This window comes from Pseudoalteromonas sp. APC 3358, from assembly GCF_030408075.1.
In the GTDB taxonomy this organism is placed as follows: Bacteria; Pseudomonadota; Gammaproteobacteria; order Enterobacterales; family Alteromonadaceae; genus Pseudoalteromonas; species Pseudoalteromonas arctica.
Map to the genome: position 1 here is coordinate 120,815 of NZ_JASDCE010000002.1, position 26,600 is coordinate 147,414.

At 40.6% G+C, this 26,600-nt stretch carries 26 protein-coding genes; 17 read left to right on the forward strand and 9 right to left on the reverse strand.

Annotated elements, in window-relative coordinates:
* Nucleotides 1-23: 23 nt before the first annotated feature.
* From rsmH to lpxC, 15 genes are all read left to right on the forward strand, one after another.
* Nucleotides 24-962, forward strand: a complete 939-nt coding sequence (rsmH, locus tag QL995_RS03250) for a 16S rRNA (cytosine(1402)-N(4))-methyltransferase RsmH (protein WP_008167099.1) — start codon at nucleotides 24-26, stop codon at nucleotides 960-962.
* A complete protein-coding gene (gene ftsL / locus QL995_RS03255; protein ID WP_007582915.1) occupies nucleotides 959-1,285 on the forward strand; it encodes a cell division protein FtsL in 327 nt (108 codons plus the stop codon). The genes rsmH and ftsL overlap by 4 nt, the downstream gene beginning before the upstream one ends.
* Complete coding sequence (locus QL995_RS03260) at nucleotides 1,282-3,099, forward strand: peptidoglycan glycosyltransferase FtsI (RefSeq protein WP_010554293.1); 1,818 nt, start codon at nucleotides 1,282-1,284, stop codon at nucleotides 3,097-3,099. The genes ftsL and QL995_RS03260 overlap by 4 nt, the downstream gene beginning before the upstream one ends.
* Nucleotides 3,092-4,570, forward strand: a complete 1,479-nt coding sequence (gene murE / locus QL995_RS03265; RefSeq protein WP_290292724.1) for a UDP-N-acetylmuramoyl-L-alanyl-D-glutamate--2,6-diaminopimelate ligase — start codon at nucleotides 3,092-3,094, stop codon at nucleotides 4,568-4,570. The genes QL995_RS03260 and murE overlap by 8 nt, the downstream gene beginning before the upstream one ends.
* The gene (gene murF / locus QL995_RS03270; protein WP_290292726.1) at nucleotides 4,567-5,949 is read left to right on the forward strand and encodes a UDP-N-acetylmuramoyl-tripeptide--D-alanyl-D-alanine ligase; all 1,383 of its coding nucleotides are present in this window, start codon (nucleotides 4,567-4,569) and stop codon (nucleotides 5,947-5,949) included. The genes murE and murF overlap by 4 nt, the downstream gene beginning before the upstream one ends.
* Nucleotides 5,949-7,031 (forward strand): phospho-N-acetylmuramoyl-pentapeptide-transferase, encoded by a 1,083-nt coding sequence (gene mraY / locus QL995_RS03275; protein ID WP_007582922.1) that lies wholly within the window; start codon nucleotides 5,949-5,951, stop codon nucleotides 7,029-7,031. Before murF ends, mraY begins: the two co-directional genes overlap by 1 nt.
* Entirely contained in the window at nucleotides 7,032-8,366 is a 1,335-nt protein-coding gene (gene murD, locus QL995_RS03280) for a UDP-N-acetylmuramoyl-L-alanine--D-glutamate ligase (protein WP_290292731.1), read from the forward strand.
* Complete coding sequence (gene ftsW / locus QL995_RS03285) at nucleotides 8,363-9,538, forward strand: cell division protein FtsW (protein ID WP_007582927.1); 1,176 nt, start codon at nucleotides 8,363-8,365, stop codon at nucleotides 9,536-9,538. The genes murD and ftsW overlap by 4 nt, the downstream gene beginning before the upstream one ends.
* Nucleotides 9,535-10,611 carry an undecaprenyldiphospho-muramoylpentapeptide beta-N-acetylglucosaminyltransferase gene (murG, locus tag QL995_RS03290; protein ID WP_290292733.1) on the forward strand — a complete coding sequence of 359 codons (1,077 nt, stop codon included), beginning with the start codon at nucleotides 9,535-9,537 and terminating at the stop codon, nucleotides 10,609-10,611. Before ftsW ends, murG begins: the two co-directional genes overlap by 4 nt.
* A complete protein-coding gene (gene murC, locus QL995_RS03295) occupies nucleotides 10,612-12,063 on the forward strand; it encodes a UDP-N-acetylmuramate--L-alanine ligase (RefSeq protein ID WP_002957994.1) in 1,452 nt (483 codons plus the stop codon). It abuts the gene before it with no gap.
* Complete coding sequence (locus QL995_RS03300; RefSeq protein ID WP_024592944.1) at nucleotides 12,060-12,980, forward strand: D-alanine--D-alanine ligase; 921 nt, start codon at nucleotides 12,060-12,062, stop codon at nucleotides 12,978-12,980. Before murC ends, QL995_RS03300 begins: the two co-directional genes overlap by 4 nt.
* Nucleotide 12,981: 1 nt before the next feature.
* Nucleotides 12,982-13,761 carry a cell division protein FtsQ/DivIB gene (locus QL995_RS03305; protein ID WP_007582934.1) on the forward strand — a complete coding sequence of 260 codons (780 nt, stop codon included), beginning with the start codon at nucleotides 12,982-12,984 and terminating at the stop codon, nucleotides 13,759-13,761.
* Nucleotides 13,758-14,990 (forward strand): cell division protein FtsA, encoded by a 1,233-nt coding sequence (ftsA, locus tag QL995_RS03310; RefSeq protein ID WP_007582937.1) that lies wholly within the window; start codon nucleotides 13,758-13,760, stop codon nucleotides 14,988-14,990. Before QL995_RS03305 ends, ftsA begins: the two co-directional genes overlap by 4 nt.
* 21 nt (nucleotides 14,991-15,011) lie before the next feature.
* A complete protein-coding gene (gene ftsZ / locus QL995_RS03315; protein ID WP_007582938.1) occupies nucleotides 15,012-16,259 on the forward strand; it encodes a cell division protein FtsZ in 1,248 nt (415 codons plus the stop codon).
* Between the two features lie 106 nt (nucleotides 16,260-16,365).
* Nucleotides 16,366-17,277 carry a UDP-3-O-acyl-N-acetylglucosamine deacetylase gene (lpxC, locus tag QL995_RS03320; protein ID WP_007582940.1) on the forward strand — a complete coding sequence of 304 codons (912 nt, stop codon included), beginning with the start codon at nucleotides 16,366-16,368 and terminating at the stop codon, nucleotides 17,275-17,277.
* A 92-nt stretch (nucleotides 17,278-17,369) separates the two neighbouring features.
* Here the strand turns inward: lpxC and yjjG are convergent, their stop codons facing one another.
* The 3 genes from yjjG to QL995_RS03335 all read right to left on the reverse strand — a co-directional run bounded on the left by yjjG (nucleotide 17,370) and on the right by QL995_RS03335 (nucleotide 19,569).
* Nucleotides 17,370-18,044: a pyrimidine 5'-nucleotidase gene (yjjG, locus tag QL995_RS03325; RefSeq protein WP_010554302.1), complete on the reverse strand. Its 675-nt coding sequence runs from the start codon at nucleotides 18,042-18,044 to the stop codon at nucleotides 17,370-17,372.
* A gap of 13 nt (nucleotides 18,045-18,057) precedes the next feature.
* On the reverse strand, nucleotides 18,058-18,603 hold the full coding sequence (gene yjjX, locus QL995_RS03330) for an inosine/xanthosine triphosphatase (protein WP_007579903.1): 546 nt from the start codon (nucleotides 18,601-18,603) through the stop codon (nucleotides 18,058-18,060).
* A gap of 66 nt (nucleotides 18,604-18,669) precedes the next feature.
* Nucleotides 18,670-19,569, reverse strand: a complete 900-nt coding sequence (locus tag QL995_RS03335) for a phosphoribulokinase (RefSeq protein ID WP_007579904.1) — start codon at nucleotides 19,567-19,569, stop codon at nucleotides 18,670-18,672.
* Nucleotides 19,570-19,726: 157 nt separating this feature from the next.
* On the opposite strand from QL995_RS03335, the gene QL995_RS03340 reads away from it, so the two are divergent.
* Both QL995_RS03340 and QL995_RS03345 read left to right on the forward strand, forming a co-directional pair.
* A complete protein-coding gene (locus tag QL995_RS03340; RefSeq protein WP_290292749.1) occupies nucleotides 19,727-20,602 on the forward strand; it encodes a hypothetical protein in 876 nt (291 codons plus the stop codon).
* Between the two features lie 75 nt (nucleotides 20,603-20,677).
* A complete protein-coding gene (locus QL995_RS03345) occupies nucleotides 20,678-21,043 on the forward strand; it encodes a hypothetical protein (protein ID WP_007579906.1) in 366 nt (121 codons plus the stop codon).
* 76 nt (nucleotides 21,044-21,119) lie between these two features.
* On the opposite strand, the gene QL995_RS03350 is transcribed toward QL995_RS03345, so the two are convergent.
* The 6 genes from QL995_RS03350 to QL995_RS03375 form a co-directional block, all read right to left on the reverse strand.
* Complete coding sequence (locus QL995_RS03350; RefSeq protein ID WP_290292753.1) at nucleotides 21,120-23,693, reverse strand: M1 family metallopeptidase; 2,574 nt, start codon at nucleotides 23,691-23,693, stop codon at nucleotides 21,120-21,122.
* Nucleotides 23,694-23,841: 148 nt separating this feature from the next.
* Complete coding sequence (locus QL995_RS03355) at nucleotides 23,842-24,522, reverse strand: hypothetical protein (RefSeq protein ID WP_024590219.1); 681 nt, start codon at nucleotides 24,520-24,522, stop codon at nucleotides 23,842-23,844.
* 99 nt (nucleotides 24,523-24,621) lie between these two features.
* On the reverse strand, nucleotides 24,622-24,972 hold the full coding sequence (locus QL995_RS03360) for a DUF2750 domain-containing protein (RefSeq protein ID WP_007579911.1): 351 nt from the start codon (nucleotides 24,970-24,972) through the stop codon (nucleotides 24,622-24,624).
* Between the two features lie 17 nt (nucleotides 24,973-24,989).
* Nucleotides 24,990-25,568 carry a glutathione S-transferase family protein gene (locus QL995_RS03365; protein WP_007579913.1) on the reverse strand — a complete coding sequence of 193 codons (579 nt, stop codon included), beginning with the start codon at nucleotides 25,566-25,568 and terminating at the stop codon, nucleotides 24,990-24,992.
* A 64-nt stretch (nucleotides 25,569-25,632) separates the two neighbouring features.
* Nucleotides 25,633-25,914 carry a peptidylprolyl isomerase gene (locus QL995_RS03370; protein WP_002958009.1) on the reverse strand — a complete coding sequence of 94 codons (282 nt, stop codon included), beginning with the start codon at nucleotides 25,912-25,914 and terminating at the stop codon, nucleotides 25,633-25,635.
* Nucleotides 25,915-26,000: 86 nt separating this feature from the next.
* Nucleotides 26,001-26,576 carry a glutathione peroxidase gene (locus QL995_RS03375; protein ID WP_290292757.1) on the reverse strand — a complete coding sequence of 192 codons (576 nt, stop codon included), beginning with the start codon at nucleotides 26,574-26,576 and terminating at the stop codon, nucleotides 26,001-26,003.
* Nucleotides 26,577-26,600 lie beyond the last annotated feature (24 nt).

The window sequence follows — 26,600 nt, forward strand, 5'->3', positions numbered from 1 at the left end:
CAAAAAAAGGCAAATAATAGCTAATGACAGCGCAATTTGAACACGTATCCGTATTAATGGACGAAACCATCGATGCCCTCGCAATTAAGCCAGACGGTATATACATGGATGGTACGTTTGGACGTGGCGGCCACTCTGGACAAATTTTAGCACGCCTTGGTGATGAAGGTCGCCTGCAAGCAATTGACCAAGATCCGCAAGCGATACAATCAGCCGAAAAATTTGCTGATGATCCACGTTTTGCGATTGCACATACTCGTTTTTCAAATTTATACGAAGTAGCAGAGCAGAACGATCTCATTGGTAAAGTAGATGGCATTTTATTAGACATTGGTGTCTCGTCGCCACAACTGGATGACGCTGCGCGTGGTTTTAGTTTCATGAAAGATGGGCCACTTGATATGCGCATGGACCCAACAACAGGTCGCAGTGCTGCACAGTGGTTAGCAGAAGCCGAGTTAGATGATATTACTCACGTAATTAAAAAACTGGGCGAAGAAAAGTTTGGAAAACGCATTGCACACAAAGTACTCGAAGTTCGTGAGCACACGCCAATCACAACAACCAAGCAACTTGCTGACCTTGTTGATGAAGCAGTGCCGGTAAAAGATAAGTTTAAGCACCCTGCAACACGTACTTTTCAGGCGATTCGTATTTATATCAATAGCGAGCTTGAAGAGATTCAAACAGCGCTACAGTCTGCAGTTAAAGTGCTAAAGCCAGGCGGACGTTTAGTGGTGATTTCGTTTCACTCACTAGAGGATCGTATTGTAAAACAGTTTATTAGAAAACAGAGTAGGGGAGAAGTGTTACCCAGAGGTCTGCCTTTAACTGATGCACAAATAAATAAAAACCTGACGTTAAAAGCAGTGGGTAAGGCTATTAAGCCAAGTACTGTTGAAGTAGAACGTAATCCACGTTCTCGTAGTTCTGTACTTAGGATTGCACAGAGGTTGGGATGAGTAAAAAAGCGAGCTATCGTCAACCCAATTTATTCTTTGAAATATTAAAAGGCCTAGGTGCTAACAAGCTAACCTCGGCCTTGTTGGTTGTGATATTCGCTTCTAGTTTAGCTGTTGTGCAAACAACACATTTAGCTCGTGGGCAACTTATAAAGCAAGATCAATTATTACAAGAACGTGATGAACTCGATTTAGAGTGGCGCTACTTACTTGTTGAAGAAGAATTTTATTCGCAACATGCACGCATTGAAGAAGTTGCTATATCACAATTAAAAATGAAACGACCTACGAGTCAAGATGAGCAGGTAATAATAGTACAATGAGAAATAGAGGCAAAAAACCAGTCACTAATTTAATCACATGGCGCTTTATGCTGGTGTGTACAGTTGTGTTTATGGTGTTTGTAACACTCGTATCTCGCGCTGCTTATTTACAAGTGATAGAACCCGATAAAGCACGTTCAGAAAGTGATAAGCGCACGGTACGTGTTGAAAAACTGCATGTGCAACGCGGAATGATTTTTGACCGCAATGGTAAAGAATTAGCGGTAAGTGTGCCTGTGGTAAGTGTATATGCTGATCCTAAAGCATTACATAAATCGCTTGTTTCTAAAGTAATCAAACAAGCCCGCAAAAGCGGCGAAGATCACTTATCTTTAACTGAAAACACTGTTGAGCTTGATAAACGTACTGCACTTTATTATAAAAACGATTTACGCTGGCGTGAGCTTGCAGATGTGCTGCGTATTGATCCTAAAAAGATTAATTCTCGACTTTTAAACGATCCTTCGCGTCGCTTTGTGTATTTAAAGCGCCAAGTTACTCCTGCTGTAGCAAATTATATTGGTGATTTACGCCTCCCTGGTATCCATTTACTAGATGAATCTAAACGCTACTACCCTGCAGGTGAAGTTACCGCGCATGTTATTGGTTTTACCAATATCGATGGCAAAGGCATTGAAGGCATTGAAAAGCTATACGAAAATGCTTTAACGGGCGAGGAAGGCCGCCGCACCATTCGTAAAGACGCACAAGGGCGTGAGGTAGAAGTACTTGACGAACGAGAACGTGTAGAGCCAGAAAGTATAGAACTAAGTATTGATCAACGAATTCAAGCCATTGCGTACAAGGCCGTAAAATCAGCTGTACTGACTTATAAAGCCACATCGGGCTCAGCTATGGTAGTTGATGTTAAAACCGGTGAAGTACTGGCAATGGTAAATAGCCCTTCATTTAATCCAAACAACTTAAGCGATGCTGCACCTCATAAACGTCGTAACCGCGCAATTACAGATTTGTTTGAACCAGGCTCAACTGTTAAGCCTCTAGCCATTTTGGCTGGGCTAGACTACGGCGCCATTCAGGCAGATGACACGATTGATACCTACCCAGGTTGGATGCGTTTAGGTGGTAGTTTAGTGAGAGATACCCGTAATCACGGCGAACTAACACTGCGCGAAATACTAAAGTACTCCTCAAACATGGGAGTTGCGAAGGTTACTCAGTTAGTGCCTAAAGATTACCTTGTTGGTTTATACCAAAAAGTAGGCTTTGGTAGTGATACTGGAACAGGCATGGTCGGTGAAAGCAGCGGTTTGTTTTATCCAAATCGTCGTTGGTCTGACTTTGAAATTGCCACTTTATCATTTGGTTATGCGATTTCGGTAAGTACTGCGCAAATGGCGCGCTTTTATACCATGTTAGGCGCTGGTGGAGTTAATCGACCACTGACTATTTTAAAGCAAGACAATATACCTGAAGGCGAACGTATTTTTAAACAAAAAGACGTAGAAGCCGTAGTGCACATGATGGAAAGTGTATTTGAAAAAGACGGTACTGCTCGCAACATAAAAGTTGATGGGTATCGTGCAGCTGGTAAAACAGGTACATCTAAAAAAGCCGTAGCAGGTGGTTATGGTGATGAATATGTAGGTTATTTTGCAGGTGTAGCGCCGGCAAGTAATCCTCGTTTAGCCGTGGTAGTTATGATTAATGAACCAGGTGGTGATGTGTACTATGGAGGTGCCACCGCTGGCCCTGCATTTGCAGAAATCATCTCTAACGCATTAAGAATATTAAACGTAGCGCCTGACAAGGAAGAGGTTGCGTACGTACAAGGTAAAGATAACGATGCGTGATTTAAAGGATATTTTAAAATACATCGAAATAGATGCGCCCTCGCAACTGGTAAAACATTTACGCCTTGATAGCCGTGAAGTAACGCCAGGTGATGTATTTGTTGCTATTAAAGGCCATGCACTTGATGGCGGTCAATTTATTAATAAAGCAATTGAAAATGGCGCAACAGCTATTATTGCTGACAGATTATGTGAATTTGAAACAAGTTTTGAGCCACTATATTTAGTTTCGGAGCTTGATAAAAAGCTTCCAGAATTAGCAAGTCGCTTTTATAGCCAGCCAAGTCAGGCTCTTGATTTAATTGGTGTGACAGGTACAAACGGTAAATCGACAACCACAGCAATGATTGCCCACTTGGCGCAATTTTGCAGTACTGATTCGGCTATTATTGGCACTTTAGGTTATGGTCATCCTGATAACTTAATTCCACTGATTAATACCACACCTTCAACGGTTGATTTACAGCATATTTTGAGCGATTTAAATTCGCAGCATAAAAAGCTGGTAGCCATGGAAGTGTCATCTCATGGATTAGTGCAGCAGCGTGTTGCTAAATGCGCGTTTAAAGCGGCTGTGTTTACTAATCTTTCGCGCGATCACTTAGATTACCATGGTGATATGGCAAGTTACGGTGATGCGAAACTAATGCTTTTCCGTGATTTTGAGCCGCAAGTTGTAGTGCTTAATCAAGATGATTCTCAAGCTGAGCAATGGCTTGAAAAGTATGATTTTAATAACCTAATCTGTTATGGCCGCAAAAACTTAGCCCCTAAGAATGCTCAGTACGTTTATTTTTCTAATGTTGAATATTCAAGTGAAGGTATTTCGGCGCAGTTATCGACTAGTTGGGGTGATATATCGATTAAATCCCCTCTGTTTGGCGAATTCAACTTATATAACTTAACGGCCGCGATCGCTACATTACTAGGGCTTGGTTATCCGCTTGAGCAATTAGTTTCAGGTTGTGCGCAGTTACAGCCAGTAGCTGGGCGAATGCAAGCATTTAGCCAAGCAGGCATGCCGACGTGTGTTGTTGATTACGCCCATACACCCGATGCACTTGCGCTTGCATTACAAGCATTACAGCTGCATGTGCCAGGTGGTGTAAGTTGTGTATTTGGTTGCGGTGGCGACAGAGATAAAGGTAAGCGTGCATTGATGGCGCAAGCTGCAGAGCAAAACGCTAATAAAGTTATTATTACCAGTGATAACCCTCGCTCAGAAAACCCTGATGACATTATTGCAGATGTAGCAGGCGGTTTAACCCATCCTCAAAATGCACATTTAGAGGCTGATAGAGCAACTGCAATTCGTTTTGCTATAGAAAATGCTACAGCTGATGACGTTATTTTGATTGCAGGTAAAGGCCACGAAGATTATCAAATTATAGGCGATAAGCGAATCGACTTTTGCGATCGCCGGTATGTACAAGAACAACTAAAAAAAGCAGTAAGAGGGATAACACAATGATCCCAATGGATTTTGATTGGTTAGCTAATGTGCTAACAACCGATTATCAAGGTGATAATCAACACGTGCTTAATATAAATACTGATACTCGTACAGTGTGCGATGGCGAAGTGTTTTTAGCACTGAAAGGGCCAAATTTTGATGGGCATAAATTTATAGCTGAGGCTAAACAAAAAGGCGCTATTGGCGTTATTGTTCAGCACAAAGTTGATGTAGATATTCCACAATTTATAGTAAGCGATACACGTATTGCACTAGGTGTAATTGGCACCGCTGTTATGGCCCAGGTGGCGCCTAAAACAATTGCAATTACAGGGAGTGTAGGCAAAACCACCGTAAAAGAAATGTGTGCGGCAATTTTGTCGGTTCACGGTGATGTATTAGCTACTAAAGGTAATTTTAATAACGATATTGGCGTCCCACTTACGTTATTGCGCTTAGAGCCTCAACATCGCTTTGCAGTAATTGAACTAGGTGCAAATCACTTAGGTGAAATTGCTTACACCACTGCAATGACAAAACCAGATGTAGCCGTTGTATGTAATGTTGCAGCAGCCCACTTAGAAGGTTTTGGTAGTTTAATGGGCGTCGCAAAAGCTAAAGGTGAGATTTTTGATGGCCTTAAAGATGATGGCGTTGCGATTGTTAACTGCGATAGTGAATTTAGCCAATATTGGTTAGATAAGCTTGAAGGGCGTAATGTTAAACGTTTTTCTACAACTGAAAAACTAGATATTTGGGCAGAGAACATCACGCTTGATGCCAATGCGCGTGCAAGCTTTACGCTTTGCACTAAAAACAAGCAAGTACCTGTTACTTTGGCACTTCCGGGTAAGCACAATATTAGTAACGCACTTATCGCAGCTGCACTGACCCGTGAATTTGATGTAACCCTTGAAGAAATAGCCAATGCACTTGCCACAATGGCTAATGTAAAAGGGCGCGTTAATTTAATTGAAGTGTCTGATTTACTCACCGTGGTTGATGATACCTATAATGCCAATGTTAAGTCTGTAAAGGCTGCGATTGACTTGTTAAGTGATATGCAAGGTCACCGCATTTTAGCACTCGGAGATATGGGTGAGCTAGGTGAAGATGCACGTAAGTACCATCAAGAAGTTGGCGAGTATGCACTTGAGCAAGGTATTGATGAGTTATTTACATTAGGTGTATTAAGTAAATACGCAAGTGATGTGTTTGAACTACCTAATCGCCACTTTTCGAGCCGCGAACAGATGCAGCAAAAAATTCAAGAAAGTATTAATAAAGTGAATACTAAAACAACAATAGTAGTGAAAGGATCGCGCAGTTCTCGCATGGAATTATTAGTAACCGATTTAGTTAATGGCCAGCAACAAGCCATCAATGGAGTATCATAATGTTAGTTTGGCTGGCAGAGTATTTAACACAGTATTTTAGTGGTTTTCATGTTTTTTCGTATTTAACGCTACGTGCCATTTTAGGTATTTTAACTGCGCTAATTATGTCTCTTTATTTAGGACCTAAGTTAATTCGTGGTTTGCAACGTATGCAAATAGGCCAAACAGTTCGAGACGACGGTCCGCAATCGCATTTGTCTAAGTCGGGTACACCGACTATGGGTGGCTTACTTATTTTAGCGGCCATTTTTACCAGCACGCTACTTTGGGCCGATTTATCAAATAAATACGTATGGGCAACACTGTTTGTAATTGGCTCTTTAGGTATTGTTGGCTTTGTTGATGATTACCGTAAAGTTATTCGTAAAGATCCAAAAGGCTTAATTGCTAAGTGGAAGTACTTTTGGCAGTCGGTCATTGCATTAGTTGTAGCTACTGCTTTGTATTTTACCAGTGCACAAGCATCTGAAACATCACTTGTTGTTCCATTTTTTAAAGACGTGTTACCGCAATTAGGTTTGTTTTATATCGTGCTTACGTATTTTGCCATAGTAGGTACATCAAACGCGGTAAACCTGACCGATGGTTTAGATGGCTTGGCGATTGTGCCAATTATTTTAGTGGCTTCAGCACTGGCAATTATTGCTTACTTAACAGGTAATATTAACTTTTCGGCTTACTTACATATTCCACATTTACCGCTGGCGAGTGAGCTTGTGGTTGTATGTACTGCCATTGTGGGCGCAGGGCTTGGCTTTTTATGGTTTAACACTTACCCAGCACAAGTATTTATGGGCGATGTTGGCTCATTAGCACTTGGTGGCGCATTAGGTATTATTGCTGTTTTAGTACGCCAAGAGTTACTGCTTATTATTATGGGCGGTGTATTTGTAATGGAAGCACTATCGGTAATATTACAAGTGGGGTCGTATAAATTACGCGGTCAACGTATTTTTAGAATGGCGCCGATTCATCATCATTATGAATTAAAAGGTTGGCCAGAGCCTCGCGTTATTGTGCGCTTTTGGATTATTTCTGTTGTGCTAGTGCTTGCTGGCTTAGCTACTTTAAAGATTCGATAAATGCAGTATTTAAACGAGATAAAAAACAAACAAATAACAGTGCTCGGACTCGGTGTAACCGGTCTGGGCATTGTGCGTTTTCTATTATCTCATGGCCTTACACCAAAGGTCGTTGATAGCCGAGTAACCCCGCCGGGGATTGATTGGTTAAAAGAGCACGCGCCAACTCTAGATACCCACTTTGGTAATTTGGATGACGCAGAGCTTTGTTTAAGCGATATGATTATTATAAGCCCTGGGCTTAGCTTAAAAATACCAGCTGTTGCAGATGCAATTAACGCAGGTGTTGAAGTGATTGGCGACGTTGAGTTATTTGCACGTATTAATACAAAACCTGTTGTTGCAGTAACGGGCTCTAACGGTAAATCAACCGTGGTTACGCTCGCTTATGAAGTGTTAAAAGAAGCCGGCTATAAAGTTGCTTTGGGTGGGAATATTGGCACAGCGGTACTTGATTTACTCAATGATGATTTTGATGTGTATGTGCTTGAGTTATCGAGTTTTCAGTTAGATACCACAACGAGTTTAAAACCAGTAAGTGCAACGGTATTAAATGTGTCTGAAGATCATCTTGACCGCTACGACAGTTACCAAGCTTATATAGACTCAAAGCTAAGTATTTATAATTTTGCAGAGCTTATTGTTGTCAATGCAGACGATAGTCAAACACATCCAGTTGAGCGCGGTACAACCCCTTTAATTAGCTTTGGTGCTCAACAAGGTGATTACCATTTAGCGCAGCACAATGGCGAAACTCACTTTATGGTTAAAGGCGATGTCTTTTTACCTGTTGATACACTTGCGGTAGTGGGTAAGCACAATTATTCAAATACGCTTGCAGTAATGGCGCTCTTAAGTCCGTTTGAAGTAAGCAAAGAGCAATATAAAAATGCATTAGGTCAATTTAATGGGTTAGCTCATCGTTGCCAATTTGTAGCTGAGCTTAACGGTGTAAAGTATTTTAACGATTCAAAGGCAACTAATGTTGGAGCGACCATTGCTGCAATAGATAGTTTAGCTAGTGACGGTGAAAATCTGATTGTTATTGCTGGTGGCGATGCCAAAGGCGCTGATTTAAATGCGCTTAAACCCTACATAGAACAGCATGTAAAAGCATTAATTTGTTTTGGTAAAGATGCAAGTGACTTAGCTGCGATTACCAATAAGAGTTATTTAACTAACAATATGGAAGAAGCCGTTACTTTGGCCAAAGTACTTAGTAGTACAGGCAATATTGTTTTATTAGCACCCGCATGTGCCAGCATTGATATGTATAACAATTATATGCAACGCGGTGATGACTTTGTTCAGTGTGTAATGGCAGAGGCGTTATGATTGCTTTTGCCGATATAAGAGACGCATTAACACCTAAGCCTTCGGCGCAGTTATACGATGTACCGCTATTGTACTGCGTAATAATGCTCATTGGTGTTGGTTTTATCATGGTGACCAGCGCATCAATGCCTACCGCAGAGCGGTTATTTGATGACCCGTACCATATTACCATTCGCCACAGCATGTTTTTGGCAATGGCTTTTGTGCTTTTTTGGATAAGCGTTTGTGTGCCAATGGAGTGGTGGAAACGATCAAACCCTTATCTATTAATACTAGGCATGGTGCTATTAATAGCGGTATTGATTATTGGGCGTGAAGTAAACGGCGCTAAACGATGGATACCTATTGGACCTGTTGGTTTTCAGGTGGCTGAGGCCGCTAAGTTGTACTTTTTTAGTTATATTGCGGGTTATTTGGTAAGAAAACGCGAAGAAGTACAAGAAAATATTAAAGGCTTTGCAAAGCCAATTGCTGTATTTGCAGTGTATGCACTGCTTATTCTGCTGCAGCCAGATTTAGGCACAGTGGTTGTTATGTTTGTAACAACGGTTGGTTTATTGTTTTTAGCTGGTGCTAAGTTATGGCAGTTTTTTGTACTTATTTTAACGGGCGTTGGTCTGGTTGTATTACTTATTATTGTTGAACCATATCGTATGGCACGTGTTGTTGGCTTTTTAGACCCTTGGGATGATCCTTTTGGCAAGGGTTATCAGTTGGTGCAATCGCTAATGGCATATAGCCAGGGTGGTTGGTTTGGCCAAGGCTTAGGTAACAGTGTACAAAAACTACAATATTTACCTGAAGCACATAACGATTTTATTTTTGCCGTTATAGGTGAAGAACTTGGCTTAATAGGCGTTGTAAGTATTTTAACGGTATTAGCTACTTTAGTATTTAGAGCCTTATTAATAGGCCAACAAGCCCTTAAGTGCGGCAAGGAATACGAAGGCTACTTTTCATTTGCCATTGGTATTTGGTTTGCATTTCAAACCATGGTGAATGTAGGTGCGAGCGCGGGTATTTTACCGACGAAGGGTTTAACCCTGCCGTTTATTTCTTATGGCGGCTCAAGCTTATTAATTATGACGATTGCCACGGGTATTTTATTACGCGTAGATTTTGAAACCAAAATGGCAACCAAACAAGCCACCTCACGCGGAGGTAAGCGATGAGTAAAAAATTAGTAGTAGTGGCTGGTGGAACTGGCGGACACATTTTTCCCGGTATTGCAGTGGCCGATTATTTAAAACAGCAGGGCTGGCAAGTTAGCTGGATCGGCACACCAGATCGAATGGAAGCGAGCGTTGTACCTAAGCACAATATAGATATTGATTTTATTAACGTTAAAGGTGTTCGTGGTAACGGATTAAAGCGTCTTATTAAAGCCCCATTCATGGTAATTAATGCAGTATTGCAGGCGCGTAAGGTATTGAAAGAACAGCGTCCTGATGTAGTACTTGCAATGGGCGGTTATGTTACGGGTCCAACGGGAATTGCCGCAAAAAGTTTAGGTATCCCGCTGGTTATTCACGAGCAAAACGCTGTAGCGGGTATGAGCAATAAACTGCTAGCTAAGGTGGCTACACGAGTATTAGCTGCATTTCCAAGTGCTTTTGCACAGGGTCAAGCCGAGCTAGTAGGTAACCCAGTTCGCCAAAGCGTTATGAATATAGCCAAACGCGACGTATCAAGCCCTATTAATATTTTAGTAGTGGGCGGCTCGCTTGGTGCGCAAGTGCTTAATCAAACATTACCAGAAGCATTTAAAGTACTAAATAATACAGCTCCAATAAGTGTATGGCATCAAACAGGTAAGGGTCATTTAACTACCGTAGAAGCCGCTTATAAAATGCATGCTTTTACAGGCAGTAATACAAAAATAGCTGAATTTATTGATGATATAGACGCAGCGTATAGCTGGGCCGACATTGTTGTTTGCCGTGCTGGTGCGTTAACTGTAAGCGAAATTGCAGCGGCAGGTAAAATGGCCGTTTTTGTTCCGTTTCCACATGCCGTGGACGACCATCAAACAGCTAACGCACAATATTTAGTGATGGCTAATGGCGCATTATTAATGCCACAAGGGCAGTTTAATAAACAATCAATTGTTGAACTACTAAGCCCGTATTTAGCCCAACCTTCATTAATAACTGAAATGGCTACAAATGCAAAAAAACAAGCCATTTTAGATGCCACAGCAAGCGTAGCAACGCACTGTGAGCAAGTAACAAATAAGAGAAAATAAGTGAAAGAAACGTCAGTACAAGAAAAACACACACGCCCCGCAATGCGCCGAATAGAAACCATCCACTTTATTGGTATTGGTGGAGCAGGTATGGGCGGTATTGCTGAAGTACTCGCTTTTGAAGGCTACCGTATTACAGGTTCTGACATTGCCCACAGCGCTATGACAGATCGTTTAATTAAAGCCGGTGCAGAAGTATTTATAGGCCATCATGAAAATAACGTGAAAGATGCCAATGTAGTCGTTGTTTCAAGTGCGATTGATGAAACAAATCCTGAAATTATTGCAGCTAAAGCCGCAAGAGTTCCTGTTGTTCGCCGCGCAGAAATGTTGGCTGAATTAATGCGTTTTCGCCACGGTATAGCCATTGCGGGGACGCATGGTAAAACAACGACAACAAGCTTAATTGCGAGTATTTATGGACAAGCAGGGCTTGATCCAACCTTTATTATTGGCGGCTTGTTAAATAGCGCAGGTAGTAACGCAAAAGTAGGCAAAAGTGATTTTTTAATTGCAGAAGCTGATGAAAGCGACGCGTCGTTTTTACACTTACAGCCAATGGTATCGGTGATCACAAATATTGAAGAAGATCACATGGATACTTATGGCGGCAGTCTTGAAAAAATGAAAGACACGTACGTAGATTTCATCCATAACTTGCCGTTTTATGGTTTAGCTGTTGTATGTATTGATTCTGAAGTTGCTGCTGAACTTATCCCGCGTTTTGGTCGCCCAGTTATCACGTATGGCGAATCGAAGGATGCTGATTACCGCATGAGCGACTTTAGCCAATCAGCTAATACATGCACATTTACAGTAACTAACAAGCAAGGTGAGTGTTTAACTGCCACGTTGAATATGCCAGGTAGACACAACGCACTTAATGCAACCGCTGCGATTGCTGTGGCAAAAGATCAAAACATTGCGAATCATGCAATTTTAGAAGCGCTGCAGAAATTTGAAGGTATTGGTCGTCGTTTTCAACACTATGGTGAATTTGAAAACGAGCGTGGCAATGTGATGTTAGTTGATGATTACGGGCATCATCCTTCAGAAGTTGCAGCAACAATTGCAGCAGTACGTGAAGGTTGGCCTGATAAGCGTTTAGTAATGGTATATCAACCTCATAGATTTTCCCGTACACGCGACTTATACGAAGATTTTGTAAAAGTACTTGCTGATGTAGATCAGTTGCTACTGCTTGATGTGTATAGCGCTGGTGAAGATCCTATTGTTGGCGCAGACAGCAAAAGCTTATGCCGTAGCCTTCGTCAACGTGGCAAAGAGCCGCTGCATGTAGCAACAAATGCAGAGCTTGCAGGCGTTTTGGCCGCAAATTTACAAAATAATGATTTAGTATTAACCCAAGGCGCTGGTAATATAGGTCAGTTAGTTAAAACATTAGCTGCGACGGGTATGTCGATAGAAAAACTTAAGCAAGGTGAAGTATGACTCAGGTAAACACACAATTTGGTAAAGTAGCGGTACTGCTAGGTGGTAACTCAGCAGAACGTGAAGTGTCTTTACGATCGGGTCAGGCTGTTTTAAATGCGCTGCAAAATAGTGGCATTGATGCAATTGCATTTGACCCGCAAAGTCGTTCTTTGTGGGAGTTAAAAGAATTAAATGTAGAGCGCGTTTTTATTGCTTTGCATGGTCGTGGTGGCGAAGACGGAACTGTACAAGGTGCGCTTGAATTTATGAACCTGCCTTACACGGGCAGTAATGTACTGGGTTCAGCACTTGCTATGGATAAAGTACGTTGTAAGCACTTATTTAAATCAGCGGGTTTAAGCACTGCACCTTATACCGTAGTTGACGCTAAAAAAGGCTTTGATGCTGCAGCTATTATGGGTGAGTTTAAAAAGGTAATGGTTAAGCCATCGCACGAAGGCTCAAGCATAGGTATGGCGCAAGCAAGTACAGCACAAGAACTTGAAGACGCACTAGCTAATGCATTTAAGTTTGATAATCAAGTGCTTGTAGAGCAGTGGATCACGGGACGTGAATTCACAGTTACAGTGCTTGGCGATGAAGTACAACCAGTCATCGAGATGACGACACCAAATGGTTTTTACGATTACCAAGCTAAGTATCAATCAAATACAACGCAGTATCATTGCCCTGCAGATTTATCAGAGCAAGATACTAAGTACTTACAAGCTATATCGCTAGATGCATTTGATTTAGTGGGCGCAAGCGGCTGGGGCCGTGTTGATGCGATGCAAGACGAGCAAGGTAACTTTTATCTGCTTGAAGTAAATACAGTGCCAGGCATGACTGAAAAGTCGTTAGTGCCGATGGCGGCAAAAGCGAATGGGGCAACTTTTGAACAATTAGTTGTTCGCATTTTAGAGCAAACGCTTTAATATGCATCCCCTTTTAGAAAAAGCTCAGGAAATCAAACTGAAACTTAATTGGTCTCTGATTTTTGGTGTGAGCTTTTTTCTGATAGTTGTAATTGGCTTAGTGCAAATTACAACAGGTGTATCGGATTGGTTAGTTGAAAACAAAGATGCTCAAATTAAGCACCTTACAGTGCAAGGGCAGCCTAAATACACAGATGAAACGGCAATTATAAAAGCGATTAAAAAAGCCGATTTAAGTAGTTTTTTTGAACTTGATGTTAAGCATGTGCAGCAGCTAGTTCAAGACTTACCCTGGGTTGCTACCGCTTCGGTGCGTAAACAATGGCCTGATACTATACAAGTATATGTTGTTGAACATGAAGTAGTAGCACATTGGAATAGCGACTTATTGCTCAACCAAAGTGGTCAGGCATTTCAAGCCAGCAGCGATAAGTTAGATGATGACTTACCGCAGTTATACGGCCCAGAAGGCAGCGAAGAAGAAGCGTGGATTGCTTTTAAGCAATTTGATGAAATGCTAAAAGTTAACGGCTTAACGTTAACAAGTTTGGCATTGTCGGAGCGCTTTTCGTGGCAACTATGGTTAGATAACGGAATACGTTTAAATTTAGGACGTAAAGATAAAGCCAAGCGTGTACAACGTTTTATAGACGTTTATCCACGAATGGAACAACGTGCAGATGCACAAGTAGATACAATAGATTTACGGTATGATACCGGCCTTGCAGTCAGCTTTAAGCCAGTGCAAGAAGAACAATTACAAAATAAGAGTAAGGCATGACTAAGTCAGCAGAAAGAAACCTAGTAATAGGGTTAGACGTTGGCACCTCGAAAGTGGTTGCCACGGTAGGTGAAATCACCGCAGATAACAAGCTCAGCATTGTTGGTGTGGGCAGCCAAGTATCTCATGGTATGGATAAAGGCGGCGTTAACGATTTAAACTTAGTGTCTGAGTCTATTCGCCGAGCAATAGACGAAGCCGAGTTAATGGCTGATTGTCGTATTAGCTCTGTGTATTTGGGTATTTCTGGCAAACATATACAGTGTCAAAATGAAAGTGGCGTGGTGGCAATTAATAACACTGAAGTCACTGACGAAGACATTGAAAATGTAATTCATATTGCGCGTTCTGTGCCTATTTCGGCAGAGCGTAAAATGCTGCATGCATTGCCGCAAGAATACAGTATCGACATGCAAGAGGGCATTAAAAACCCACTTGGTATGAGTGGTGTTCGTATGGAAGCGCGTGCACACATTATTACGTGCTCAAACGATATGGCAAAAAATATCGAGAAATGCGTAGAGCGCTGTGGTCTTGAAGTCGATCAACTTATCTTTACTGCATTAGCGTCATGTTATTCTGTACTAACAGATGACGAAAAAGAGCTAGGTGTTGCAGTACTTGATATTGGTGGCGGCACTATGGATATCACCATTTATATTAATGGCGCACTTCGTCACTCTGCGGTTATTCCAGTGGCGGGTAACCAAGTTACTGGTGATATTGCAAAAATATTTCGCACACCTATATCACATGCCGAGTCACTCAAAGTACAATACGCATGTGCTAGTAGCCAAATGGCAAGTAGCGAAGACACAATTGAAGTACCAAGTGTAGGCGGACGACCAGCAAGGTTAATGTCGCGCCATACATTATCTGAGGTGGTAGAGCCTCGTTTTAGAGAATTATTTGAGCTTGCGATGGAAGAAATTCGTCGTTCAGGCTTAGAAGACCAAATTGCGGCAGGTCTCGTTATTACAGGCGGAACTGCTAAAATGACTGGCGCGATGGAAGTGGCAGAAGACATCTTCCAAATGCCAGTAAGAATAGGCAAGCCAATCGGGATGGTTGGTTTGACAGACTATGTAGATGATCCTTCGTACGCAACCGCTGTTGGTTTGTTACAATACGGGCGTACCATGCAATCGATGAATGCACAAAAGTCGAAAGCAGAGGATAACAATAATTGGTGGAACCGCATTACTAAATGGTTCCAAGGCGAGTTTTAAGACTCAAGTCGGAGAGTAAACATGTTTGATATAATGGAACAACACAGCGAAGAAGCTGTAATAAAAGTAATCGGCGTGGGCGGTGGTGGCGGTAACGCTGTTGAGCACATGGTTAAACAACAAATAGAAGGCGTGCGTTTTATAGCCGCTAATACGGATGCGCAAGCATTACGTAACTCTGCTGCCGATATTACAGTTCAGCTAGGCACGCAAATAACCTCTGGGTTGGGTGCGGGCGCAAACCCTGAAGTAGGCCGTAAGTCGGCTGAAGAAGATGCAGATACAATTCGTGCCAGCCTTGAAGGCGCCGATATGGTATTTATTGCAGCCGGTATGGGCGGCGGTACAGGTACTGGCGCAGCACCGGTAGTTGCTAAAATTGCTAAAGAACTCGGTATTTTAACCGTTGCAGTTGTAACACGTCCTTTTGATTTTGAAGGTAAAAAACGTGCAGCAGCCGCTGAACAAGGCATTAACGAATTGTCAGAAATTGTAGATTCACTTATTACAATTCCGAACAATAAATTGCTTAAAGTTTTAGGAAAAGGGACTACACTTCTAGATGCCTTCGCTAAAGCTAATGACGTATTATTTGGTGCGGTACAAGGTATAGCAGAGCTAATTACACGTTCTGGTTTAATTAACGTGGATTTCGCCGATGTTAGAACTGTAATGTCTGCAATGGGTACTGCAATGATGGGAACGGCGTCTGCGTCAGGTCCTGATCGTGCACAAGAAGCAGCAGAAGCGGCTATCTCAAGCCCACTACTAGAAGACGTTGATTTAACAGGTGCTAAAGGTATCTTAGTTAATATCACCGCAGGTATGGACATTGCGATTGAAGAATTTGAAATTGTTGGTAATCACGTTAAAGCACTTGCGTCAGAAAACGCAACGGTTGTTGTTGGTGCGGTAATCGACCCAGAAATGACTGATGAGCTACGTGTAACGGTTGTTGCAACTGGCTTAGGCGGCGATCGTCGTCCACAGTTTGGTATTGTTGATAACGGCTTTAAAAAAGCATCAGGTTCTGATGTTGCAAGCACATCAAACCAAACGAGCAGTATGTACGTACCAAGCTTTGCAAGCCAAGATACAAACACTGAAGAAAACACTGCTAAAGCGCAAACGCAAAGCAAAGAAAAAGCGCCTACAACTAGTTCAAGCAGTGCATCGAGCTCTTCAGCACAAAACAGTAAAAAAGCGGATAAATCAGAAGGTGGTGATTATTTTGATATCCCCGCTTTTTTACGTAAGCAGGCTGATTAACATTTAATAATACTTTTGTTTGAAATATGTACAAATATTGAAAGGCAAAAGGATTTATGTTAGAATCCGCCATATAACTGTAACTGATTTAAAAGTGAGCATACCTATGATTAAACAGCGTACGATTGCAGAAGTAGTCAAAGCCATAGGAATTGGACTTCATAAAGGTGAGAAGGTCACAATAACTCTCCGACCTGCGAGCGCAAATACTGGGATTGTATTTCGTCGTGTCGACCTTGATCCGGTTGTTGATTTTGAAACAACACCTGAAGCCGTTGGTGATACGCAGTTGTGTACCTGTTTAATTAACAAAGATGGTGTTCGCTTATCGACTACTGAGCATCTTATTGCAGCCGTTGCTGCAATGGGAATTGATAATCTAATTGTAGAATTAGATAGCTCAGAAGTGCCGATTATGGATGGTAGTGCATTACCATTCATATATCTCTTACAAAAAGGCGGAATTGAAGAGCAAAACGTTGCTAAACGCTTTATCCGTATTAAAGAAAAAGTACGCATTGAAGAAGGTGATAAGTGGGCTGAAGTTGAACCATATGATGGTTTTCATATCGACTTTGAGATTGCATTTAACCACCCAGCTATCAATGAAAGTCGCCAACGTATTGGGTTGGATATAACAACGCAAAGCTTTATTGAAGAAATTAGCCGTGCGCGTACTTTTGGATTTATGAAAGATATTGAATACATGCATGCAAACAACCTAGCGCTAGGTGGTAGCATGGATAGTGCTGTGGTACTTGATGAGTTCAAAGTTTTAAATCCTAACGGTTTACGTTATAGCGACGAGTTTGTTAAGCACAAGATATTAGACTGTGTTGGTGACATGTTTATGACAGGCCATAACCTTTTAGGTAAAGTAACTGCATTTAAATCGGGTCATGATTTAAATAATAAATTACTTCGTAAAATTATGGCTACAGAGTCAGCATGGGAGTGGGCAACATTTGAAACGCCTGTGACGATGCCTGCACCCGGTCTTGAGTTAGCTCCAGCTTAAAAGCAGTAAAAGAGCAGCTCGAAAAACAGTTATAAAAAATGACGCTAATTAGCGTCATTTTTTTGCGTGAAATTTAATAGCTCTATACTTTATTATAACTCCAAAAGAGCTTGTAACTGATTTAAACTAGCTACGGTATAGGTTGGCTTTATTCCGTCGGCTAATTGCTCACCAGGGTGCTGTAACCAGCAAGTATCAATACCTGCATTGTTGCCGCCAAGTATGTCACTTGCAGCAGTATCACCCACCATAAGTATCTCGCTTTTATCTGGGTTACCCATTAGCTCAAATGTGTGCTCAAAAATAGCTTTATTTGGTTTTGCTATACCTACAAGTTCAGATATAACTAACCATTCAAACATATCTTTTAAGCCAGTATGCTCAAGGCGTACGGTTTGCAAGCGGGCAAATCCGTTAGTAATAATACCTAATCTAGCATTTGGCTTAAGTTTATTTAAAAGCTCAATAGCACCAGGTAATGGCTCGCAAATTTGCGCCATAGAATCTAAAAAAGCATCGTTTAGCTCTTTTGCTGGCACATTAAGTTTTGAAGCCCACTCATTAAAGCGTGTTACTTGTAAGTAATCTGCGCTAATAGTGCCATTTTGATAATCAACCCACAGCTGCTTATTGGTTTTTTGATAATGAATATAATCGTCTTGGCTAAAATCTACGTTGTAAGCTTTAAACATGCGAGTCATGCCCGCTAAAATATCAAACCTAAATAAGGTTTCGTCTGCATCAAACAATACATAGTTGTACTTCATTAAACTTCCTAAATTAATTTGTTTGGCCGTATAGCTCAGGGTGTAAAAAAGGCGCCATAGCTAAAGTGAGTGCTTGTGTATAGGTACTTTCGCGCGTGGCATGATTGTTGGTAAGTAGACCAATAGCGCCACCTTTTTGTTTAACGTTGGTGGTATTAAATGCTTTGTCCATTACATCGCCAAGTTCTTCACCTTTAAGTAATGCATTATAAAGTACTTGGGGTAGAGGAAGGTTGCTGCTACGCCCTACAACTTGATTTAAGGCATTATCAATAACAACGTAAGCAAAGGTTGCTGCACCATAGCTAAATTGCTCTGCACCGCCTTCCATTGCAACGTAATAGTGAGCTTGGTGGTGCTTTTTGCAATAATTAACACGGTTTTGCGCGCCAATACGTGTTTCGTCTTCGCCAATAGGCTGATCGGGCACGCCTGAGGGAGCATTCACACCTTCACAGTCAATGATACATTCTGGAAAATACATAGTAAAAATATGTTTAGCGGCATTTATTTTTACAGGATTTTTAGAACCGACAATAATTTTTAATTGTTGTGACATGCTGATCTCACCTTGAGCAAAATCAGCAGTGTACGTGAGTTAGCTTTAACAAAAAAGAGTCGGTAATCAAATAGGTAAATCGAGTGGTGCTAGGTTTTCCAGTGCACGCTTTTTCAAAATAATATCTTTAATTAATGGGGTAAGCACAAGCTCCATAGCCAAGCCCATTTTACCCCCCGGTACTACAAGTGTATTTATACGAGACATAAAACTGCCTTCGATCATCCGTAAATAATAAGGAAAATCAACATCATCAATACCCCTAAAGCGAATAACTACAAAGCTTTCATCAAGAGATGGAATATCTTTGGCGCTAAATGGGTTTGATGTATCAACAGTAGGCACGCGCTGAAAATTAATATGGGTACGAGAAAACTGCGGGGTAATATGATTTATATAGTCATCCATACTGCGCACAATAGAGCCCATAACCGCTTCGCGAGAATGGCCTCGTTCGGATGTGTCGCGTATTAATTTTTGAATCCACTCAAGGTTAATAATTGGAACCATGCCTATTAATAAATCGACATGCTTTGCAACGTCTACATCTTGATCAACTACGCCGCCGTGTAACCCTTCATAAAACAATATATCAGTATTACTATCAAGGTCTTGCCAAGGAGTAAATGTACCCGGTAATTGATTATATGGGACGGCTTCATCAAAGGTGTGTAAGTATCGGCGTAACTTACCTTGGCCTGTTTCACTATAGTTTTCAAACAACGCTTCTAAAGCACCAAAGTCATTTGCTTCTCGGCCAAAGTAACTAATGTGTTTATTTTCTTGTTGTGCTTCACGTACTTTTTTATCCATTTCAGGGCGAGTGTAACGATGAAAGCTATCTCCTTCGATAAAAGCCGCTTCAATATTAAGGCTACGGAAAATATGTTTAATTGCATTGGTTGTGGTGGTTGTACCCGCACCAGACGAACCCGTAATCGCAATAATAGGATTTTTAGCTGACATGTTAATTCTCTTTTTTAGGACCAGGTTTTATAACCAGACTAAACTTAACATTATTTTAAGCCGTTTGGGTATCTTAAGAGTTGACTGACTTAGCTCAAGTGACGTCATCAGCAAATAACGTTATCATGAGGTGCTTAAAATTAAAACGAGAGAAAGCATGAAACTTATCAAACCATTACTTGGGATATTTTCTATAGCAGCGCTTAGCCCAATTATGGCGCAGGCTAGCATGCCAAAAAGCCAAGTATTACTTGCTGATTTAAATACGCCTTATGGGGTACAAGTTAATATAGTGAGTGATAAAAACAGTTATAACAACCAACCGCACTTAACAAGTACAGGTTTATACTTTACTCATGAGGTGATTGCAGATGAGCAAAACCAAACCGATATTGCTTATTACGATTTAACATCAAAAAAAGTTATTAATATCAGTAACTCTCCCGTAAGCGAATATTCACCAACGGTTATGCCAAGTGGTGATGCAGTATCAGCGATTGTTGTAGAGGCAGATGGTAAGCAAAAACTGTGGCAATACCCACTCAAAAGCGAAGATGCGCCAAGGCGTATTTTTGATTGGATTGAACCTGTTGGGTACCATGCATGGGGTGTTCAAAATGATTTAGTAATGTTTATTTTAGGAAAGCCTCACACTCTTCAATATACTTCTGTTGCACAAGCGAAGGGGAAAATAGCTGCCAGTAATATTGGCCGAACGCTTATTTATAACAACTCTACAGCTGCATTTTTATTTAGTTACACTAAAAACGAGCAACATATTTTAGCGAGTTTTAATCCACAGGATAAACAAGTTGAAGACCTACTAAGGTTACCTGCTCAAGTTCAAGATTTTATTTTGAAAGATGATGAAACTATCGCTTATGCTATTAAAAACCGCGTTTATCAGCGTAAACTTGATGGAAGTGATGAAGTATCGCAATGGCTTAATTTAAGCACCTACTGCGAAACAAATATAACAAGAATGAGTTACAACAATGAAAAACTCGCTTTTGTATGTGATATAACGCAGTAAAGCAGACAAATAAATTCAGATTTTATTGTGTGTATGCGTTAATCTAATACGCAAATTAACTAATAGGGATTACACGTGGCTTATAGTGCAGACGAGCTGACAGAACAGCTCATTAAATTACAGTGTAGAAGTAATTTTAAGATTAAAAATATTGCAGAGTACATGTTAGTAAACTCTAAAGAAGCATTTTATACCCACAGCGAAAGCGGCAAGGGTAAAATAGTAATTCGCCCAGCATTTGAGGTGTTTAGCGATGACTTTAGTGATATTGATGGCGTAACTCGTGCGCAAGGCTACTTTCATAGCAGCGAGATGACACGCTTTCCTACACGTATTTTTAAAAGTGCTCAGCCTATTCACTACGGTGTGGCGTTTAAAATAAATTCTGAGCAAGCAGCCAAAGACTTTATAGCCAAGCTAACGATGATTATTGGTAACTAGTAAAACATAAACGTAAAAAGCCGCTGAATTTATATTCAGCGGCTTTTGTGTTTTTATAGCTTAATAAACCTAAGGGTTACTTACTTTTTAAGAAGCTATTAACCGATTCAAGTTCACGTGTTTTAAGCGCAATACAATCGTTTGTGCTTTCTTCAAGCTTACTTAATGTACGAGCGTAACCGGCTACATCGGCTACTTTTTCGTTAAAAAAGGTCTTTGTTTTAGCTAAGCTTTCTGCATTACAACTCGCCGTTGTAAAGTACGGTAAGTTAGGAATAAAGAAAGGCGGTAAGCTTGCTGTTACTTTATCGTAGTTACTGTAAACCCAGTCAATAAATAACGCTTGGCGCTCATCTGTATAACTTTGACCTGACAAAATAGTACGCATGTCAGATGCAGTTACTTCATCCGTTAAGCTATAAGCTAATACCGCTTTTTGTAATTCAGGTTTGCCAAAAAAGCCCATTGCAGCAAGCATGTTAGTGCGTACTTGTGGATCTTTCGTTGTTTTAAACGTTGTCATGAATTGATCAAGCAGCGCTTTGTCACCATGAAAAGCAGCAAGAGTTAAGTACGTACCGGCTAAGTAAGGGTCTACTTTTTGTGGATCATTTAAATAAACTTGTGTTTGTTCTTTCGCTTTACTGATTACGTTTTGATCTTCACCATCAAAACCTAAGCGTGATACAACGGCCGCACGAAGTTGTGCAATAGCTCCGTCTTCTCCCGCTTTAGCTTCTAAACCATATTTTTTAGCTGCAGGCGTTACTGCATTACGAATAAATTCAGGCCATAGGTCTTTATTGCTATCGTCTTTAAAAGTACGTTGTTGCGATACTAAGTAACCTAGCGCGGTATTTGCTACGCGAGGGTGGCTATCGCTTACGAACACTTCAAGTGTTTGCATTAACTTAGCAGCAGATATAACACCAGCGTCAAGTAGTGCATCAGTAGCCGATAACAACGCTAAGCGTTCACGGTCACTCAGTACGCTTGGCGCCTTTTTAACAAGTGCGCTAAATTGTGCGTCATCCATTACCCAGCGGTAGTAGCCTAGTGCACCCTGATCTGGATAAATCCATTCTGGCTCAAAGTCTAAGTCTAGCGTTTGGCTTTGTTTATTAAGTAATACATTTGCTGTTTTTACTTTATCGCCAGCACCATATTTAATTGCAACCGGTACATTCCATAACTGCTCTGGCGCATCAACGCCTGCATTTACAAAGCGGCTTTGTGAAATAGTTACTTTGCTACCTTGTTGAGTTACTTTAACTAGTGGGAAAGAAGACTGTTCAATAAACGATTTTAAAACACTCGCTACGTCTTTATTTGATGCTTTACCAAGTGCTTCCCATAAGTCGGCCGCTTCAGCATTTTTATATGAAAACTCTTTTAAGTAGCTTTGAATACCTTTTTGGAATGCATCTTCGCCAATCCAGTTTTCAACCATAGCAAGTACTGAGCTGCCTTTACTGTAAGCTAGACCTAAACCGTCCATAATGTCGGCTTCGGTTTTAATTGGCTTACGAATAGGCTTGGTGCTTAGGCGTGCATCAAGTGCCATTACGTTATTTTGCGGCAGGTCTAAGTGCGATTCAAACTCAGGGTTAAGCTGCTTAGTAATTTTTGCAGCCATCCAGCTAGCAAACGCTTCGTTTAACCATAAGTCGTTCCACCATTTCATGGTTACTAAGTTACCGTACCATTGGTGAGCAAGTTCGTGAGCAATAATTGATACATTACGTTGTTTTTTACTGCGTGTTGCGGCAGCTAAATCAACCAATAAAATATCTTCTCTGTAGGTCACTAAGCCTGAGTTTTCCATTGCGCCAAATGGAAATTCTGGTACAGCTACTGAGTCTAATTTTTTGTAAACGTAAGGAATACCAAAATACGCTTCAAGTGCGCCCAGTACTTTTGGCATGTTTTCTTTAGCGTATTGGGCTAAGTGGATTTTACCTTGTGGGGTAATTACACGACCAGGAATTGGCATGCCTTTAATTTCTAATTCTTCAAACGGGCCAACAGCCATCGCTACTAGGTATGAAGGGATTGGCGGTGTTTTATCAAAGTAGTGTGTGGTCATATCGCCATTAACGATTGCTTTAAGCTCTGGCGTATTTGAATATACTTTTTGTGATGTAGGCGCAGTAATCGTTAACTGAAATGGAATTTTGTAACTTGGCTCGTCAAAAACAGGAAATGCACGGCGTGCATCACTCATTTCAAATTGAGTAAATAAGTAAGGAGTGCCTTGGTCTAATGTTTTGTATAAACCAACACTTTGACGGTTATATGGCGCTGAAAAATCAACTTTAAGTGTGTATTTACCTGGTTGAATTTGCTCATCACAGCTAAATTTTACTTTACCTGTTTTAAGCATTTCATTGTTTAAATCACAGTTTTCATCACCAAGCAGTTGCGCCATTTTAACAGCGTAAGCTACGCCATTTAACTCAATGTATTTTGTTGGTTTTAGTACTTCTAGGGAAATCTCAGTCATCCCTGTGAATGTATCTTGGCTCGGGTCGAGTGTTAACGACACCTGTTGTGAACTTGGTTTTGCGAGTTTTTCAATAACGAATTCGTTAGCGTTTGCAGCACCCATTGCCAAAGCAACGCTCACTGTTAAGAGGCTTTTAAGAAACATAGTGATCCCTAGATTGTTGTTGTTAGAAACTACCCTAAATAGGCTTTTTTATGCTCATATAATTAGGGGGTTAGATATCCTAACAGTTTTTTTAAATAGAGTAATTGATTATAACGGTGACTTTAAGGGGAAATAGTAACAAAGTTTGTCAGTGGCTTTCGCGTGTTATAAAACGCTGCCAATGCAGGTGTGAGTTAATAATACGTATTTGTTGGACAACGGTATTTAATAAGTGGGTATCGCTAAACACATCGTGTGGATACTCGTTAAAACCCATCAAGTAATTAAAAGCGTCTTTAGAGTTAGCTTGTAGGGCGTATATACGCACTTGTTGCTCAAAGTTAAGACGAAGACTGCTTATTGCTGTTTTCATACCGAGTTGATCTACGTTTGGTATATCACATTTTTGCAGATAACCGGCTCGCTCACCTTCGCCTGAAAACCAAATGCGGACTTTTTCACTGTACCTGCCAGTTTTAGCGGGTAAGTCGAACATTAATCGGTGTTGGTTTTGCGATTTGATGAACGTTATATATTCATTAAATCCAGCATTTATAAGTGCTTGATGTACAGGAACTAAGCGAGGTTTTATTTTACCGTGGGTATGAAAATTAAAGCATAAGACGTTTTTTTCAAGGGACAGATCGTCAAGCGTTAAATAACCAATCTCATCGCTATAAGCACCACTATAATATGCAATTAAAGGGAGCCAAAAATGCCAGTGTTTTGGTTGCTCTCGTGCAACTTTAAAATCACCGTATATATATCCATTATAAAGAGTGTGCAGTTCCATGGCTGAAAAGGGCCGGCGACCAAGATGGGTTTTCAACGTAATACCTTGAAAATAATGATGTGTTTTATTTTATACCCAACTAGCAGTAGATGCTAGTCGGGTTTTATCCGCTTTTAGAGTAAAGCGTATAAAGTATTATTCACTCAATGCGCGAGCTAAACCTGTAGGTTCAATTTCTGCACATACTTGGTCGTCATTCCAATTGATACCAACAAGTGCGTTATCTTCATTTAAGTCTTCAACCCATGCATCTAAAAATTCATCAAGGTTGATTTCTACTGGGCTGTAATCTTTCCACTCTTCTTTACACTGTGCTTTAGCTGCTGCTTCACTTTCCCAAAGCAGTAGTACGTCAGTTTCGTCAAATTGGTTAGAATCGCACACTACAAAGCCATTATCTTCTGCACCAAGTGCCCAAATTACTTCGCTAACACGTACTTTTTCTACGAAGTTAACTAGTTGTGATTCAATTTCGATATCGCTCATGTGTTTACCCTTTTAAATTAGTGACGAGGATTGGTGTCTATTGCTGCTTGGCGCTCGTCATATTGCTTATGAAAAGCAACAAGCGCTGAATGCTGACTAAAGTCAGCTAATTCGCGAAAGCAAATCCAATCAAGCAGGCAGTATAAACTGATGTTGAGGTATTCACAGCTTTTAAATTCTTCATCGCTTAAATGGGTATTTAAAAAGCTTAATGTTTGTTCAATACGTTCGTTTTGCAGATTAAAAAATAATTTATCGCTTTTGGTGTCAAATCCAGAACGTTTACATAACACCATTTCTACTAACGAATCGTTACAAGCATTTATAGTCGTAAGTAAGTGCTCTTGAGGCCACGTTAGTTTTGGCTGACCTGTTTTTTCAAGTAAATAACGCAATATAGAATTAGAGTCACTAAGAGTTAAGTCGCCATCTACCAGTATTGGGATTTTTCGAGCTGGATTTTTACTAGCCATAGTAGGGCGATCTTGCTCAGAAAATATATCGAGACTTACAAGCTCTAGTTTGCAGCTGTTTTGTTGTGCCCAAATTCTAATGCGGCGCACGTAAGGTGAAGGTACAGAACCAATTAATTGCATAATTACTCCATAAAAAAGCCGCATAAGCGGCTTTTATCAAATGTTACTTACAGTACAGTTAAATTTATTCTGAACGGCTAGTAACTTCAAGTAAATGATAACCAAATTGAGTTTGCACAGGGCCTTGTACTTGATTAATTGGCGCAGAAAACACAACTTTATCAAACTCTGGAACCATCATACCAGGGCCAAACTCACCAAGAGCACCGCCATCCTGACCTGAAGGACAATTAGAATGTGCTTTTGCTAGTTCAGCAAAGTCTTCGCCTTGCTCAATTTTTGTTTTTAAGTCTAAGCATTGTGCTTCACTGTCTACAAGTATATGTCGTGCGCTTGCTACTGTCATAAAATCTCCCGAGTATAGTGTGGTGTTTTTTTAACCGAATTGAAATGTCATTCTAGTTAGTTTCAACTAATTGTACCAGTATAAACTTATTTATCAGAAAACGCAGTTTCAATTGCAGTAATCATTTGCTCTGAATTAGGTGCCACTTTGCTGTTAAACCGTAAAACTGTTTTACGATCAGCAGACACTAAGTATTTATAAAAGTTCCAATTTGGAGAGCTAGTTTGCTCATTCAAATATTTAAAAATTGGATTTGCTTCGCTACCACGAACTTTGCTGGTGGCAAACATGGGAAAAGTTACACCATAATTTACAAAGCATACTTTCGCTGTTTCTGTTTCATTGTCTTCTTCTTGAAAAAAGTCATCAGAGGGGAACCCTAATACGACTAAACCTTGCTCTTTGTATTGTTGATATAGCGCTTCAAGGCCTTTAAATTGATATGTAAAACCACAATTACTTGCCGTGTTTACTATTAACAAAGGTTTATTTTTAAATTGGCACAAGTTAATAGATTCTTTTGAGCGAAGCTTTCGTATATCTACATTGGTAAAATCTTGGCAGTCCTGTGTAGAGATTTTATTTATGATTGATGGTGTTTGAGCTTGAAGGGGAGCATTAATAAGTAAAGCCGTTAAACCTATTATAATTATTTTAAGCATTACATTACCTAAACTTTACGATTG